Here is a 16,172-nt window from a genome sequence, read left to right as displayed (position 1 = left end):
CACCGCCGAAAAACAAAATGCCTCGAGCAATCCCGAGGCACAATGCCGACCGAGCAAACCCAGTCCTGTCTTAAAATGTGCCCGTTTCCGACGTCATCGTCAAGGGTGAAGATAGGCGCGCTACGTGGGCCGCTAACTCGCCAGGACGACCGGGGACCATATGGTCTTTGGTTTCCTGGGCGTGCCGGTTCGCCGCGCCGCGCGCGCACGCACGCCTTTTCTCTACGTCATTCCCAACGATAAAGCCGCAACACCGACGGGCTCGACGCCGTGACGTAAAGCTCGTCGCCACCGGCCAGCATGGCCGCGCTGCTGAGGAAGTCGCCGGTGCCCGCGTAGTCGGTGAGGACTTGGACATGGTGCCAAAGCCCGTCGACCAGGTTGTAGACCGCAGGAAAATAGCCAAGCGACGGATCCGCGCCGCGCGCGATCGTGCGCGTGGCACCGCGTGCCAACACCGGCGCGCTGATGTACGCGCCGCCGGTCAAGCTTTGTGCAAGCGCAATGGTTCCACCTTGGCCCACTCGCCAGACCTGGGACGTCGCCGTGAGGTTGAATCCTGAGGCGTGATACTGAATTGTAAGATCTGCATCGCCAAGCGCATCAGCCGTGACCTGACGCGGATAGCCATTAATGTCAAGCAGCGTAGGCACGCGCCCAACAAACGCCTGCGAGCCGGCGGTAAGCGTGAAAACACTAAGCCCGTGGACGCCGGCAACCTGCGCCGGGATGGCTAGTAAACCGCGCCCCATCGCCACCGCAAAATGCGTCACCGTATGCCCCGGCGGCAACAGCACGGGCGTCGCCACCGGCAAGGCCACGCCCGGCAGCTTGCGCGCGAGTGCCATCGAAAAATTTGCCCCGATGTCCGTCGCCAGAACGTGCTCGCCATCAAACCGCAACGCGAAGACATTGGCGCCAGATGGGCTGCCGCTGGTCGCAATCGCATCCGTCACCTCATAGACGCCATTGACGCGCTCAATCACATAGCTGCGATACGCCGCGTTCTGGCTCGCCAATCCGCCGATCACCATCATGCGGTTTTCAAACCCGATCACCGTCAGCTGATAGCCAAGCCCGGCAGGCGCCGCGATTTGGTTAATCTCCACCCACTGCCCCGCAACGCGCTCCATGAACAACAGCCGCTTGTCGTTCACCTGCGACGCGTAAATCGCCAACACATCGCCCTCACCCGCGACGTCCGGGTAGCCATCGCCATCCGTATCGCTCGCCGCGGCGCCATTCGCATACACCGTCAAATCGGCCGTCGGAAACCCCACCGGCAGCGGCACCTCCGCGTCCAAAACGTACTTCTTCACCGCCGTGCTACACACCGCAACACTCGCCGAAATCTCCGCCGCGTCGAGCACGCCGTTGCCATTAAGATCCAGCCCCGCATTCATGCGCGTGCCGCCGTTGACGCATTCCGCGCCGGGCGCAATCGGCTCGCTGCCCAGCACCGCGCTGGTGCCATTGGCGCCGTTGTTGCCATTGCTGCCATCGCTCCCCGGCGCCCCAGGCTGCCCGTCGGCGCTCGCGCAGGCCAACGCCGTCTCGCTGATCTCGACGTCGTCGAGCACGCCGTTGGCGTTGGCATCCACCCCGGCGTTGACGCGATACCCGCCGTGCGCGCAGTCGTCCCCGGCCTCCACCGCGTCGATGCGCACCAGCGCCGGCGTATTGGGCGCCGCGACCGGCGTGCAAACGTACGACGTCTCGTCTACCTCGCCGTCCTTGTGTCGGGCGCTCCATTGCGATTGCTGTCGAGGCCGGTTTCGATCGCCTGCCCGCCCGCCTCGCAGTGCGCGCCCGCCGCCTCGGGGCGCACCCGCGTCGCCGAGCTAAACGGCAAGTCGTCGGTCGTAAGACCTGAGGACTTGCCACAACCCGCCACCAGGAACATTGCCAAACCTGCCGATACCCACGTGCTCGCCGCCATATAACCCCTTTTCGTTGCAGACATTCATCACCACGGTAGCATCGCGCGCTGACAGCACCGGCGACGTTGCTTGGGCGTGCCGGTTCGCCGCGCCGCGCGCAGCGCGGCGCCGCTCACCGTCGCTCCCCTCTGGGGTTCGCTCGCCTTCTCGCGCGGCGCCCAAGGCGTCGCCGCGCGGGCTCGCTCCGTTTTCGCGCGGCGCGGCGCGCCCATCGTGCCCACCGCCGCCCCACCATCGCCGCGCTCAAACCGCGCTCGGCGGCCACCGCCTCGCGCGCCCGCCGGGCAGCTCACGCGGGGAGCGCCCTCACCGGCCCAAGACGCTCTTTGCTCCAACAAGATCGCCCATCGAAATAGTGACGACGCGGCGCGCGACGAACACGCGCTCCCCAGTTTCATTCAAACAGTCTGCGACGACGACCTTCGGTCCATCAGGCGCCCGGCAGGACATCAAGGATTACCCTAAGCCGCGGGATAAAGCTCGCCGGAACCACGACCAAGTCGCCTTGCTCAGGCCACCGATTTTCATCCGCGTTCTGAGGCGCCGCGGTCTCGAGCGTCGCGAGCGCCGCGGCGATCGCAAGATGCTCGAAAAGCCAACTGCCATGCGCAACGAACCGCTCAAGGCTCTGTGCCAAGATAGTCTGGGCATCTAGATCGAGCGCCAGCGCAGGCGCAAGCGTGACGAACGCTTGAACCTTTTCCCAGTGGTCGCGCGCATCTAGCGGCTCATCACCGCGTTCCCCCTGCGGCGGTCGGGCTGTCGCGTCGATACCGCACAAGTACATTAAGGTCGCGACGAGCCCAACGGTCGAGCTCATCTCCTCAAAGGAAGAACCAACTTCCCGCTGCGCTTGGGCGAGAAGCCCCTCCCCGCGGGCCAGCAGCGCGATAGCTGCACTATCTGCAAGTTTATACAGGTCACCCGAGTCAACAAGCCGATGTCCCGCGCGGCGCCACTCGGGTCCCCGCTCGAGTAGAGCGAGCGCCCTAAGCACGCCCGCCACAGCGGCGAGCTGAACCACCGCGCGGTGCGCTTCACCTGGCGCGTTCGCCTTCTCCAGCCTTGCAAGCATTCGCTTCACGAGCTTCTTTGTTTTGCTTCGACATCCCTTCGCGACTGCGCCTAAATCAATCGCTACCCCATGTGCGTTTCCGAGTTCACCTCCGTGCTCGTGATCAGCACCGATCTCTTCTTCAATTGGCCGCGTAGAACCCGATGGGGCAAGCCCGTCCCCGAGGCGACTGATGAGCGCGTCCAGCAGGTAGGCCAAGTCGCCCCGCGCAAGACGCTTGCTGGCGGTCGGTCTGCCTTGTGCTACGATGGCAAGGGTCGACAACTCAGCGTGCTGGAAGTTGATCATCGCGCTCACCCCTGCCCCGCATCACATCCGGGTTCGTGCTTACAACGCCGTCAAGTGCATCAAAGATCACCTTTTCGGTCACCCGAAGTAATGCTGAGATCTGAGATGGGTCGTCTTCTAGCGCCCCGAGCGCCTGCTTCAGCGCGTTACGGCTGTCAGTGGCCGCGTGGCGGGTGATCTCAGCCGGCCGGTGGACAACCGCAATGATTCGCCCCATCGCACTATCTCCGAACAAGAACACAGTCTGCTCGGCAGCTCCGGAAGGCACGAGAACGCACGCCGCCGGTGTCCGAGCGTCAAATACAACGGCACCGAGCGCGCGGCTCTCGCGGTCGGCGGCAACTAGCACGACGTCCTCGGGGACGGGTCCCGAAAGAACGAACCCACGCTCAGTAGGTGTCGCCAGCAGTACGGTGCGTACTTCACGTTTCGTCGTACCGGGTGCCTCGACGATTTCCACATTTTCCCATTCACCAGATGACATTTCTGGCGCATCGGAAAAGGCGTTCAGCCCCAGGGCGGCGCCCACTCCTGGCGTCGCGTCGATGACTACCGCCTCGGCATTGCGGCGCCCGGCGCTGAGCAAGAACGCCGGCGCGCTCGCGTTGGCACTGCCCGTCACGAGGAGTTCCCCTTGGGGCGACTCGAACCACAACGCCTTCGCGTGCATGTACCGCGAGGCGCCTTCACGCCTTCGCGTCGTTGGCACAAGAGATCTTCCTGCAATATTCACGAAGCGCACTCCTGGCAAGCGCGCAGACGCGTCGCGTGGAATCACGACAGATGACGGATCGATGGCCACGGTTAGGCGCTCCGGTCGCACGTCATCGAGGAGGCGTTGCAAAAATTCGAGAGATCCATCAAAGAAGGGCGATACCACCAGCGCCCTTGTCACGCCGGCGGGCACCGCGCTCCGAATCTGGTCCCAAAGCGACACAGCCTCACCTGTCGACGTAACGAGTTCGCGTGGTGGATTCCCATCACGAGCGGGCGCGCTGAGCCATGGTGCCCCGCGAAAACCGCCTCAAACGCGTGCTCAACCTCCGGCACCTGTGCGGGAAGGAAAGCGCGCATAAAGTCCCGTGCACCCAGAAACGGCGCCACGCCCGCTCGAAGATTTGGCCCTTCCGCGCGAAACACGCTCGTGAGCTCATCATTAAGCCCGAACCCAGAAAGCGTCAGGTTGTGGCTGCCTACGAGCAACGCCCCCTTCTTTGGCCCGATTTGGAGCACAAGCTTGGGGTGAAATGCGCCGCTGCACTTAACTGGAATCAACGTGTAAGCCGTGCCGGCCAGCCGAGGCCGTTGCTCCGGAGCCGCCAGCACCTCCCCTAGGCGACCAGCATCCACAAAGACGAGATTGTGCGTGCACCCTGCAGCGACCAACCGGCGAAGCACGACCTGCTCGTAGAACGGCAGGTAGCAAGCATACGTCGTAATGATCGAGGCACGGAAACCGGATTCGCCTAGCTGGTCAAATAGCGAAACACCGGTTGCCTCTTCAGCCACAAATACTCCTGAGCTCGAATCCGCCCTCCTGCGAAAGAACAAGGCCACCACCTTCCGCAGGCTCGATTAAGCCTATGTCGCGCAAGATCTGCAACGCCCGCTCAACCCGAGGCACCGTGAAAGCCGGCTGGGGAACATCGACGACGTGGAGCCCGTTCTCTAGTGGTCGAATGCGAAACGTATCTTGTTGTTGTGCCCGCAGCTTCCGCAGTGCGACTCGCAAGTGGCGCTCGATACCCCAGTGAACCGCGAGCCACGCGATCCACTCGCTCACTGTTAGGTTGGCCCATGCCCCTTCTAACTGGTGTTTGAACGAGAGCAGATGCAGTTCCTGCGATCAAAGTAGTCAGGATCGAGCTCGAAGTCACAATAAGGGTCGTCGGGAAGGCCGCGCGCCGCGAGTGCTAGCAACAGCGTCACCGACGTAACCGCTCGATCCTTCGGACCTGATTGGCCGGGCGAGGCCGTGCAGCGCCAACCGAGCTGAATCTCATGCGCGTGGTTTTGCCAATCCTCAAGCCCTGGAAGGCCGCGTGACTGATAATCGATTGCCACGTCGAGTCGTTGTGCTAGGAGTTCGCCACCGAGGTCACCACATAGTCCCTGCGCGATGGGGCCAGCCTCGGCGCTCGTCGCAATCTTGCTTAGGCGCTGCTGAACGATGGAATCGAGGACCGCCGCGAATAAGCCTTGCAAGGCGACAGAGAACAACTCATTGCGATGATAGGTGCCCCAGCCGCGCATTGCCGCCACCAGCGGCTTTGGGGGCGACCAGCCCGTCCCAGTAGGGAGCGTGCCGGTGTAGCAGGCGACGCGAAACGCCTCCTCGAAGTCGAGCGTTGGGTGACGGGCCACATCATGAGCAATCAGCTCCAATGTTAACCCGAGCGACGACCGTCTGCGCTCGCCGCCCCGGAGACGAAAGCTAGGCGATCGCGCAAGAAAGATATTGCGCAGGGCTTCGCGCTCCTTGGCGTTGGTTGCGAGATGGCATGGGCAGACAGAGGCAAGCGCATCGAGGTCCGCCGTGCTCACCGTCGGGGCCTCAAGCACAGCGAAAAAGCGGTCCGCATCGACCCCTTCATCAAACGCGGTCGCCAGGTCGACGCCTCGCTCCTGATCATAACCGGGCACGGAAATTCGGCCTTTGCCCGTCGCATCCAAGATCCGCAAGTCGCGCAGCGGCCCGAAGTAGTACTGGCCAAGGCCACCCAGTCGATTTTTAAAATAGCGGCGCGGCGCCTCGAAGCCGGCAAAGTCATCCAGGTCAACTACGTCGCCTTGAACCTTCTGCAGCTCTTGGCGCCCAACAAGCCCTGCATCATGACGCTCGGGGTCTTGGTCCTCGGAGCCTCGACTGTGGCGGATAGCAATCAACACGAACATGCACTCGGCGCGCCGAATCACCCGCGCGAAGGCGTCACGCGACTGACGTTGTTCGGGGTACCTCCGGTCAAATTGCCAAATCAGCCACGGATGGAAGGCATAGTACCGCGCACGGTCGGTAACGTTGGTGATACCTGGAAGAAGCTCAGCGTACAAGGCGGTGCACGGCGCCTGCACCCCGAGGTGGTCGAGCCCCCCAATGGGCTTCGGGGGTAACACCCACCCCGTTTCAAATTCGATCGATGTCGCCATTTCCGAGCCTCACGCTGGCGAAAACGCCCGCGGGCCGCTGCCATTTGCTAACGCAATACTTGTACCCGTGCTGCTTTAGGACTCGCCGGAAGCCAAACGTGTTTCTAGACATCAACCACCGCCTCCCACATCAGCCTTGACACCAACGTCCTTGAGCCGCTCATACAGCGCAATCAGCACCTCAACATCGCGTGCCGCGCGGTGCAACTGGTCAGCACCGAGGGGGCGGCGGCTCCAGTTGGAGGTATCTTCCACCTGGTCGAGTGAAACGCCTAGCTCGCGTTTGCAGACCATCGCGAGGTTGTGGCCGCCGAGCGCTTCAGCGCCGTGTGCGTGGGCAGAAGCGTCCATTGTGGAGAAGATGTCGCTCATCGACACGCCCAATGCAGCGAGCGCACGCCCCACAAGTCGGCTGTCATGCATGACCTTTAGTGGTGCTGAACCGTTCAGTAACTTGACGATAGGATTGAGATCTCCAACGGCCAGCGGATCGATAAGGAAGGTACTCGTGGGCGTTGCTATCTGGAAGCAAACACAAGGCGCCGAGGTCAAGCGTGGTCTCAACGGCTACGCCAACGACGGCGGTATCGCGCAGCGCCTCGCACACGGTGAGCAGACCCGCCGGCGAGTCCACCCATTCCACTTCGTTCTTGAGCGCGGCAGCAACGCCGGTCTCGATGCGCGGTGCGAGCTGCAAGGGAACCGGCCCCACCGCTTCAATGTCGCCAAGGCGCGTACCGGTAGGCCGCGCCGCGATTCGCGTGCCATTAACCTTCACTGCTGCGAGAAAGCGAAGCGTGCCGGGCTGGTCAAGAAGGCGCTCGGAGAGCAGCCGGTCTTCGGCTTCTTCAGAGAGGCAAGGCTGAAACTTGCTGATAATTCCGCGCGCCATGCCCCGGGCAGCGCCAGCTGCAACCTGCTCCCAATTCATACCCGCCAGCGAGCGAATCGCGTCGCCCGCAACAGTGAACGCGATATCTTTGCAGCGGAGCGAGAGATTCCCTGACACCCTTTTTTTCCCTGTCAGCTGTTCAAGTTCCGCTGCGAGTAGCCGATTTACCGCCCCGCCGGCAAACGTTTGCCACTGCACACCGTCTGAATTCTCCTCCAAAGGTGCGGTGCCTTCCTGCAGCAGGCCCTCGTAGCTCTCCCTCATAGCAGCTAGCTCGGCAGCGGCGGCCTTGCTAAGCCATAAGCCCTCCTGCTTCTCGTGGATCAGAACGTCCATCATGCCTTGACAGAGCGCGTTCGAAAGCACCCCTGGAAGCCCAAGCCAGCTCGGGACACGTCCGTGTTCTGCCGGGCGCACATGAAGCACTCCCTTAGACCAGTCAATTTGTCCCACCTCCCATGCGCGCCCAGAGAGCCGGAAGCAAAGCGGCCCCTTGGTGGCGTCGTGCATCGTTATGAAGAGCGCTTGAATATAGCCAACATCTTCCTTCCCGTGCTGAACACGCATCACCGGAGGTGCTGTAAAAACCGCGTAGAGTTCGAAAAAATTCTTCTTTCCGTAGAGCTTCTCACCTCGAGTGCCTAGCGACAAAAGCCCGTCAGCCTCGTAAAGAATTTCGCGAGCTAGCATCGTGTCGATCAGCTCGGCAACGCGCTGGCCCCGCACCGAAGAGAATGGATACGCAGCTGCAACCCAAGGCATTAGATTGTGCCTGGAAATGCCACCCTCTTGGAGAATGAGCGCCATGACCTGATGTGCGAGCACGTGCATTGCATGCGAGGCGGGCAGGACGTCCTCTACCCAGCCCGCTTCGGCGAGTCTAAGGAGCGCCACGGACTGAAGCAATGACTCCGAGCTGAGGCAGAAGAAGGTACAGTTCGCGCGCGTATTGGCGCGACGCCCCGTCCGGCCGAGGCGCTGAAGAAATGAAGCGACCGACGAGGGCGCGTCAACCTGGAACACTAGATCGAGATCACCAACGTCGATTCCCAACTCCATCGTCGAGGTACAAACAATTGCTGTATTCTGGCCCTTGGCGAACTGCTCCTCAGCCAGCGTGCGATCAGCCCGGCTAACTGAGCTATGGTGAATGAAGACCTCAACACCTGTCCCCAGGAGTGCGTGTGCAACCTTTTCTGCCTTGGAACGGCTCTCAACGAAGACTAGGCTCTTCTTGCCCCGCGCTATCTGCCCAATGGCAATAGCGGCCTCACCGATGTCGGCGCAGAGTTCGACTCGCAAGTCGCGCGCGGCTTTGGGCTTTGGTGGGTCGACGAGGCAAAACGGCCGTTTGCTCGATCCCCGGAGCCAATCACCGATTACGTACGGGTTACCAACAGTTGCCGAAAGACCAATGCGTTGAATATCGCGCCCCGTGAGAGCTACTAGGCGTTCGAGCAAACTCGCCAGGTGCGCTCCGCGATCGTCGGCGGCAAAGGCGTGAACCTCGTCGATGATAACCACGGACAAGCCCGAAAAAAGGGCCTTGGCGTCGGTGCGCTCGCTAATCATCATTACTTCGAGCGACTCGGGAGTGGTCATTAAAATGTGCGCAGGGGCCTCGCGAAACGTCTTCTTGCGCGAATCAGACACATCGCCGTGCCACTTAAAGATATCGAGCCCAACCATTCTCGCATACGACCGGAGTCTCTCCTCCTGGTTGTTCAATAGTGCTCGGATTGGGCAAACATAGAGGACTGAGACGAGCTTAAGACTCTCCGAAAGAATTCGCGAAAGAACGGGAAAAATCGATGCCTCGGTTTTCCCCCCCGCTGTCGGAGCGAGCACCACCGCGTTGCAGCCATCCAGAATCGCATCGATTGTCAGCTCCTGAACGGGGCGAAGCGACCGCCAACCAAGGTCGTGGACAATCGCGTGCTGCAGGTGCGGATGAAGGCGATCGAGACCGGCCATTGCTACCCATCCAGCCGTTTCTTCTTCGAAGCCGGCAGCGGCGCTGGAGCTTCGCCTGATTCCGATTGCGCTTCCTCGTCACCTGCGGACTCCTCCACAGCCCGACCATGCTTAGCAGCCAGCTCCTCCGGTGTAAGCTTGCCGTCGTCCAGCTCAAGCTTGTAGTGTGCCTTGGGGTCATACGCTTCGTGGATGTCCACTCGATCCATGACATCAATTAGCTCGCGCAAAAAAAGGCGTGGAGCAAGTGCAACCTTGCCGCCAAATCCTGCGGTTACCTGCGACACGAGCCCCTGCAGGAACGAGTCGTCCACGCGCGCCGCGAGGCGCTCCGGATTCTTTGCGGGGTAAAGGTCCCATATACGCGTACCAACGGTTAGCAATCGCTCATCTGTAAATGGCATCAGACGAACCTGCGGCGCCTTCAGATTATCAAACCGGCTATCATCACTGAAGTTAACCTGCACACGCTGATGCAGCGGCGCGAGCGCTTTAAGTCCTTTATAGCCCTCAAAGAAATCCCGAGTACCAGTGATCACAAGGTAGAGCCCAGGGAGATCTTCCTTCGCTAGCATGTCCATCAACTGTCGGAGCGCATTTAGAGACTTCTCCCGCGTATGCGAGTTCATTCGTTGAACCGTCTCGACTTCATCGAGCACAACGACAAGCCCTGCGTAACCCGACTGCCGAAGCAGCTGCAAGGCCCTGCTAGAAACGTCAACGAAGCCTGGCCGTCGACTTTCCCCTTGGTTCCCGCCATTTTGAGCACCGACCGATCGGTATTCGGCTGCCCGGCGAGCCACGCGAGAAGGCCCTGCGCCGTCGCAAAATCGCCCTTGGGTCGCACTGTGGTAGGCGCGCAGCACCTGCGCAAAAGCTGGATTGCGCTTAGAGAGGTCGGCGAGCTTGTCTTCCAGCCGCTGTTCGGTCGCCTCGGCGAAGCCGGGATCGTCCTCGGCTATGCCGCGCAGGCGCGTTACCTCATCGCCAACTTGGTAGAGCCAGGCTTCGACAATCGCTTGAAACGCGTTTGGCCCGTCTGCCGCGGTCTCAAGCTTCTCAATGAGGCGACGATAGACGGTTTCCAAGTGATGAAGTGGCGTGTCATTAATCGAGATCTGAACTTCCGAGCTTGCGAACTTCCGTTCGCGGGCTTTGGCGCAAAGATACCTGGCGGCGAACGTCTTTCCTGTGCCGTACTCCCCGCGAATCCACTTCGAAAGACCTTTACCGCCAGCGACGAAGTCGAGGTCTTCATTGACTGCTTCAACGAGCGCATCAAGGCCAGTCGCAAAGTGATCGAGGCCAGAATTAGGTACCAGGCCGCTGCGGAGGGCATTTACGATCGCGGCAGATTCGGGGACAACGGCCATCATCGACCTCCTTCCTTTGTCTTCGATTGAAAGCGGTACATGGTCTCACCACTTGGCAAAATCTCGTCGGTAAAAAGGACATGGCCTTCTGCATGCAGAGTGCGACGGAGGGCGCGCATAAGGCCATTCAAGCGGCCTGGGTTTTTATTTAGGCGCTCCGCTAGCTCGCTGGCCCTTGCAGAACCAGTCTCAAGCAGGAGTACCAAAATCGACTTTTCGTCAACGCTGAGCCTTTCGAGCAGAACTGCTGGCAGCGGAAGAGACCCCGCCTTGTCAGCTGGAACAAAGAGCGAGAGTTGCGGCTTTGATTTAAGCCTCGGAGGTACTGGGTCTGTCGGAATTGGCGTGACGATTGGCGGCTGAATCGGCTGCGGTTCAGGTTTTGCTTCGCTAAATGTGCTTCGCCCGTACCACCAAGGTGGCTCATCGGCGTGCAAGCCATCGCGCTCGATCCACGCGAGCGGCACAACAACTTCCTCAAGACCGCAGCCACCATGAAAGCCAACCTGAGGACCTCCAAGATAGGCACCTGATCGCCAGGCGAACGCGCGCCGTTCCGGGGGGCCTCCCAGCCCGGCTAGGTCAAGTTCGATGAACCCTTCCGGCACAGGGTCGTGCTTAGCCAAAGCAACGTACCGCGGCGTCTTACCGTTACCTGCACGGAGTGACTTATCGATGTACGGGCTATGACCGTGGTCGGCCGTAAGGAGCACTCGCCTTCCTGCCTTCAGCGCGACGCGCAATGCAGGCTTGAACGCCGTAATGTCCTCGGGAGCAATCTTTACCGTCGCGCCGGTGTTAGACGAGCCGATCTGATCATCGACAGCATTAAATACAACGCCGACTACCGCAAGCGCATTGTCTTCGAGGGCGGAGAGCAGTCCTTGGCCACCGTCCGCAAGATCCCCCTTCAAGAACAGACGCCGCGTTTTGCTTCCTAGCGCGGCGTTTTGATTGAACCGTGCCTTGTCTGTCTTGGCTTCATCTTGCTCGCGAAAAACAGTTTCCGCCACGAGCGTATCGTGCGGCAATTCGCCAAGGAAGATTGCGCCCCGAGCGTGACTGGTAACCGTCGGCAACGGGGAGAGAGCCGGCAGCCCGCGCACATGCCCACTAGCGTCGGGCTTGATGCCGAGCGGAAACGTGCTGTCCTGGGCGAGCGAGTACAGGAGCTCGAGAAACACCGGGTAGCTACAGCCGTCGAGCACAATGAGAAAAAGACGCGCGTCCGGCTCGGATTGCCAGATTGGCGCCACAGCTCGCTTCCAGATCCGATGAAGCGGCGTGAGCCCCTCGCGGTGGAGTGCGCCTTCGTAGCCGCCCGCGAGCGTCTCGGCGAAGTGCCGATTTTCTCGGTCTCGCCGTTCGCGACAGACCGAGAGCAATTTATTTGCCTCGGCATGATAGTGGACACTGCTTGCCAACGCGCGACGGAGCTGAATCATTGCAAGATCTACAAAGGCACCTCCGCGTTGGAACTCGCACACCTGATCTAAAAGATCAATCTTCGGCATGAACGGCTGATCAAGATAGCGGGATATCCGTGCCATCGACTGCAAAACGGCAAGGTCAGCGCGGTGCATCCGCGCAGCGCGGTGGCTTGTGAGCCATGAGAAATCTTCAGCACTAATAGCCTTACCGCTAGCAGATTGCTGCGCCAGAGTATGGCAGCGGTCAGAGAACGCTAACGGCAATACTCTCGGCTGGTCTGCAGTTGAGTAGGGGTCAGGCATTCGCGGCCCACGCGATCCGCTGCTGCCAGCAACTCGCCCCACGATCGTCGAGTAGCGCGAGGGTTTCCTCCGCCGGGCGAGCCACCGTACGCCGCAGAATGCGACGGTCCATCTCAATGGGCGATTGCGTGGCTGCTGTGCCACAGCGGACCCATGCAGGCTTAGGCAGTTCAGCAGCTTCAACCGTTAGCACAGCACCGTAGACGACTAGCGCGCTTAGCCTAGCATCCGGCTCGACAAGTGCCCAAGCCAGTAGACGACCCTCATCGCCATGAAGTGCAGGCATGGCTTCGCGGACTAATTGACTGATATTGTCCGTCCAACGCGGTGGTTCCTGAACCCATGAGGAGAGCAACTGCGCCGCGCTGCGCGTCCTCACCTGTTCGCCGACACTCACGTCCACCAGCAGCTCAGTCAAAAGACGGCGATCGACCACGGTTGGCAGCGTGCGATGGCTCATCGCGAAACCAAGTCGTTCGACATTCTCCAGCGCCAATTGTTGCATGTATGGAGCATCTGCCCCGACGACACGGAACACCGGCACCACCTCTAGTACGTCGTTGACGGAAAGCGCATGCACGCGTTGGTTGCGTGCACGCCTAAGCAGATCGGGTGCGTTCTGAATTCGCCGCGCCACGTCTTCAGGCATGACAGCGATGAGCGGCGCCCCCTTCGCCTTCCACAGCAGGTGCCGAAGCCCAAGCTCCGATGAGACGCGCTGCACACCGTACGAACCCTTCGGCGTCGGCATCTGCGCGGGAAGGTCCTCGAGCCCTTCTCCGTCGATGACCAGCACGTAGCCCGTTTCACTGGCACCGCCCGCTTGATCGAGAAGTCGTCGCAGCAATAGCTGCGAAGAACTCACTCGATCTCCTCCGACCGAACTAGAACGACATCAATCGGCCGATTCCCTTGCTGCCCCAACGACTTGCGAACGTCGGCAAGGAACGACGCAACGGCGTCTGGGTCGCTGGGATTTACACGTGCCTTCAGGAGGACCGCCCGCGGAGCGACCGGTGGCGAAACCGCCGGAGTTGCGGCACGAACAGCCGGTGGAAGAACCGGCTGCTGCGACTGAGGGCTGCTCGATGAGGCGCTTGATCAATTCCTGCGCCTTCCTGTTCCAGGTCAAAATCCAGTCTTTCGACAGCGGCTGTTCAGCCTGAGCGGCTTCTAAACGGCTAATGGCGCTCCCAGGTGCCCACTCACTTCCGTTCCGACAACGGGATGACCTACACCAGCCGTAAGATTTGTCCTTGCGTGCTCGTTCCAGTTCGGCAAGGGCATCCGCAGGCTCTCAATTTGCTGCACAATTGTGCAATGCATCCGAAGCGTCATCAGGCCAAACGTTTAGCAGTTCGCTGAGCACCTTGTTGCTATCGGTTGTGTTTTTGCGCCAGCGGCGCTAAGCGCATGTTCGCAGTCGACAGCTCTGCCAGCCGCAGCCCCTGTTCGACACCTAGATGGACAAGGCGTGAATGGAGCCCCTGAACAACCGTGCGTTTGATCTGGGCTTTCGCTCGCAGAGCTTCCGCAAATCGGTCTTGCCCTTGCAGCGACCGGTTTGCAGGAGGGCGCGGTTCATCGAAGAGTTGATTGCCAAGGTCGCGTAAGCGATGCCAGTCAGCCGCACTGACAAGCTTGCCTCGCTGAAGCCGGATGCGCGCAGTCTGCGACATCCCGATGCGAACCTCAATCAGCTCACCGTCCACCTCTTGTAGCGCACGATGATCGCGCCGACAGAGAAAACACAAGAAAAGGTCCACCAATAGAGGCTGAAATCCGTACATTTCTCGCAAGTGGTCAGAAATCGGAGTCCACGCGACGGTGTCATGGTCCACGCGTTGGAGAACGTCTTTCAAATAGCGTGAGTCGAGGCGTAACGCCGCTTTGGTTTGGCCGAGGTTAACGAGGTCTAGCGGCTGACCTAACGTTCTAAGCGCTTTCCCAACATTGTCTTCGTATCGTACTGAAACGCTCCCGTCGCCTGCATCAACCATCCATTCGAGCAGTGCTTCAAGATCTTGTTTTTTTGGCTCGGCCGAAAAAGTGGGGTGCTGCGGATACCGCCGGTCCATCAGCAACGTCGCGATGTGCTCAAGGTTCTCAAACATCGTTTCGCGAGGGCGGCCCGAGTCAACGTCCGAGATGAGCGCACAGAACTCACCGTGTCGGACGTAGACCTCTCGTAGCAGTTCATCGAGCTGGCCCTCCAGTGTCTTCTCGCGGATGCCCGCTTGGTCGAGAACCTTGCTCTTATCCTGGGGCCCCAGGGTCTCAAGCAAATCTTCCTGACCTGGCTCGGAGAGAAGATAACGCATCGCGGCAATTTCAGTGAGCGTTCCAAGTTCGGTTGGACTCATGTGGCGCGGCAGCCAGCAAACTGTATGCAGATTGCCCTGTTTCTTGCGCACGTTCAGGGCGCGCAACCGATCTTCATCAACGGTGTGCCCAGGCTCGTCCCACGGGTAATCGATGAGGACCTTGAACGCCCCATCTGGCGGCGCAAAGTCATCATAAGACATCTCACGTACATTCCCGAGCTTTAGGCGTCCACGCCGCTTCGTTCGGCGCCACATAAGGTCAAAGTCACCATCATTTGACCCACCTTCCTCGAAGCCTTTAACACCGTCCAAATTAAGTGCCTGCCGAATCGCCCCCCAGAACACCCTAAATCGCTGAGACGGGTTGTCCACCTTTGACTTCGCGCGTCCAAGAATCTCGCCAAGGCTCACGCGCCCCAGCATGAAGCGCACGATCGCACTCTTACCTTGGCCAGCAACCTGAAGATCTGGCACGCGCTGCGACAGCGCAAGCAAATCGGTCTCAGCGACGCGCACTTGGCCACGGAACGTTTCCCCTTCGACGTCTACGGCGTTGAGCTGCACTAGGCGTTCGATGGTAAGGCCGGATTGTTTCAAGCGTGGGGACACCTCCGCCAGCAATACCGTTTTCACGAATTGATCAAGAGCCCGCCGGCGCTCATCTGTGAACTCTGCACCGGTTTCCTCAGCAAGCCTAGCCATCGACGGCGCGAGGCGCGAGTAGTACTGATGGTGAATATCTTGCATCAGGTCGACCTTCTTGCTGGCTTCCACCCCCGACTCTGGGAAAATTGCCGCAAAGGCCGACCCCACCGGCAAAAAACTCACCGAGGGGCAAATTGGGGTAGTGCACAACGAGTAGTTCGTAGAGCAGCCGCAACCGCGAACGCTCCCGCTGCATAAGCGACGTAACATCGACCAGCATCTCAATGAGCGCTGGGTGAAACGAGTAGACATCGCGCAAATACTCGATATCGCCGCCTGCAAGTAGTGCGGGCAACACCTTTTGGTGGCGCTCGGCCAATGAGGACACCGCCAATTGAACCGCAGCTGCGTTCCTGGGTCGACACGCGGCCTCGCCAATGTGGCGCAGCTCGACGTCTTGTAGATTTGTAATCTCAAAACGCTTGGAGTGGTGGTCGAGGTGTTCATGAATCTTCGACTCATCCACAAAATCCGGAAAGAACTCCTGGAGGTTTCGCTGTCGCGCGACAAAAAGACAAAAATCGGCGCCGCGCGCTAGCCGGTATTGTGGGTCGACGATAACGTTGAGGTTATTAATCTCGGCCACAAATTCCTGGCCGCTCTTTTCAGCAAGCCACAACAGGAATTCGTCAATCATCAATACAACGCCGCCAAAGCCCTGCGACTTCGCATGCTCAGCAATACGAGCGGGCCCTTCGCTCCAGCGCGGGTCGACACCAGC

The 16,172-nt window shown here is 60.3% G+C and carries 12 protein-coding genes; all 12 read right to left on the bottom strand.

Features of this window, described 5'->3' with window-relative positions:
* Window positions 1–227 precede the first annotated feature (227 nt).
* The 12 genes from IPL79_00060 to IPL79_00005 all read right to left on the bottom strand — a co-directional run bounded on the left by IPL79_00060 (window position 228) and on the right by IPL79_00005 (window position 16,088).
* A complete protein-coding gene (locus IPL79_00060) occupies window positions 228–1,667 on the bottom strand; it encodes a hypothetical protein (protein MBK9069394.1) in 1,440 nt (479 codons plus the stop codon).
* Window positions 1,668–1,720: 53 nt separating this feature from the next.
* Window positions 1,721–1,939 carry a hypothetical protein gene (locus tag IPL79_00055; GenBank protein MBK9069393.1) on the bottom strand — a complete coding sequence of 73 codons (219 nt, stop codon included), beginning with the start codon at window positions 1,937–1,939 and terminating at the stop codon, window positions 1,721–1,723.
* A 431-nt stretch (window positions 1,940–2,370) separates the two neighbouring features.
* Window positions 2,371–3,312, bottom strand: coding sequence for a hypothetical protein (locus tag IPL79_00050; GenBank protein MBK9069392.1), 942 nt, complete (start codon window positions 3,310–3,312; stop codon window positions 2,371–2,373).
* Complete coding sequence (locus tag IPL79_00045) at window positions 3,281–4,240, bottom strand: hypothetical protein (protein ID MBK9069391.1); 960 nt, start codon at window positions 4,238–4,240, stop codon at window positions 3,281–3,283. Before IPL79_00045 ends, IPL79_00050 begins: the two co-directional genes overlap by 32 nt.
* A gap of 869 nt (window positions 4,241–5,109) precedes the next feature.
* Complete coding sequence (locus tag IPL79_00040) at window positions 5,110–6,450, bottom strand: hypothetical protein (protein ID MBK9069390.1); 1,341 nt, start codon at window positions 6,448–6,450, stop codon at window positions 5,110–5,112.
* A 111-nt stretch (window positions 6,451–6,561) separates the two neighbouring features.
* Window positions 6,562–6,822 carry a hypothetical protein gene (locus IPL79_00035; protein MBK9069389.1) on the bottom strand — a complete coding sequence of 87 codons (261 nt, stop codon included), beginning with the start codon at window positions 6,820–6,822 and terminating at the stop codon, window positions 6,562–6,564.
* 43 nt (window positions 6,823–6,865) lie between these two features.
* Window positions 6,866–9,316: a DEAD/DEAH box helicase gene (locus IPL79_00030; GenBank protein MBK9069388.1), complete on the bottom strand. Its 2,451-nt coding sequence runs from the start codon at window positions 9,314–9,316 to the stop codon at window positions 6,866–6,868.
* Window positions 9,317–9,318: 2 nt separating this feature from the next.
* A complete protein-coding gene (brxD, locus tag IPL79_00025; GenBank protein ID MBK9069387.1) occupies window positions 9,319–10,692 on the bottom strand; it encodes a BREX system ATP-binding protein BrxD in 1,374 nt (457 codons plus the stop codon).
* Window positions 10,689–12,383: a BREX-2 system phosphatase PglZ gene (gene pglZ, locus IPL79_00020; GenBank protein ID MBK9069386.1), complete on the bottom strand. Its 1,695-nt coding sequence runs from the start codon at window positions 12,381–12,383 to the stop codon at window positions 10,689–10,691. The genes brxD and pglZ overlap by 4 nt, the downstream gene beginning before the upstream one ends.
* 31 nt (window positions 12,384–12,414) lie before the next feature.
* Window positions 12,415–13,287: a hypothetical protein gene (locus tag IPL79_00015; protein ID MBK9069385.1), complete on the bottom strand. Its 873-nt coding sequence runs from the start codon at window positions 13,285–13,287 to the stop codon at window positions 12,415–12,417.
* 511 nt (window positions 13,288–13,798) lie between these two features.
* Complete coding sequence (locus IPL79_00010; GenBank protein ID MBK9069384.1) at window positions 13,799–15,520, bottom strand: hypothetical protein; 1,722 nt, start codon at window positions 15,518–15,520, stop codon at window positions 13,799–13,801.
* Entirely contained in the window at window positions 15,441–16,088 is a 648-nt protein-coding gene (locus IPL79_00005; GenBank protein ID MBK9069383.1) for a hypothetical protein, read from the bottom strand. The genes IPL79_00010 and IPL79_00005 overlap by 80 nt, the downstream gene beginning before the upstream one ends.
* Window positions 16,089–16,172 lie beyond the last annotated feature (84 nt).

Source organism: Myxococcales bacterium, assembly GCA_016716835.1.
GTDB lineage: Bacteria > Myxococcota_A > Polyangia > Haliangiales > Haliangiaceae > JADJUW01.
Note: the sequence above shows the minus strand (reverse complement) of the source record. Positions and strands in the feature narration are given on the sequence as shown.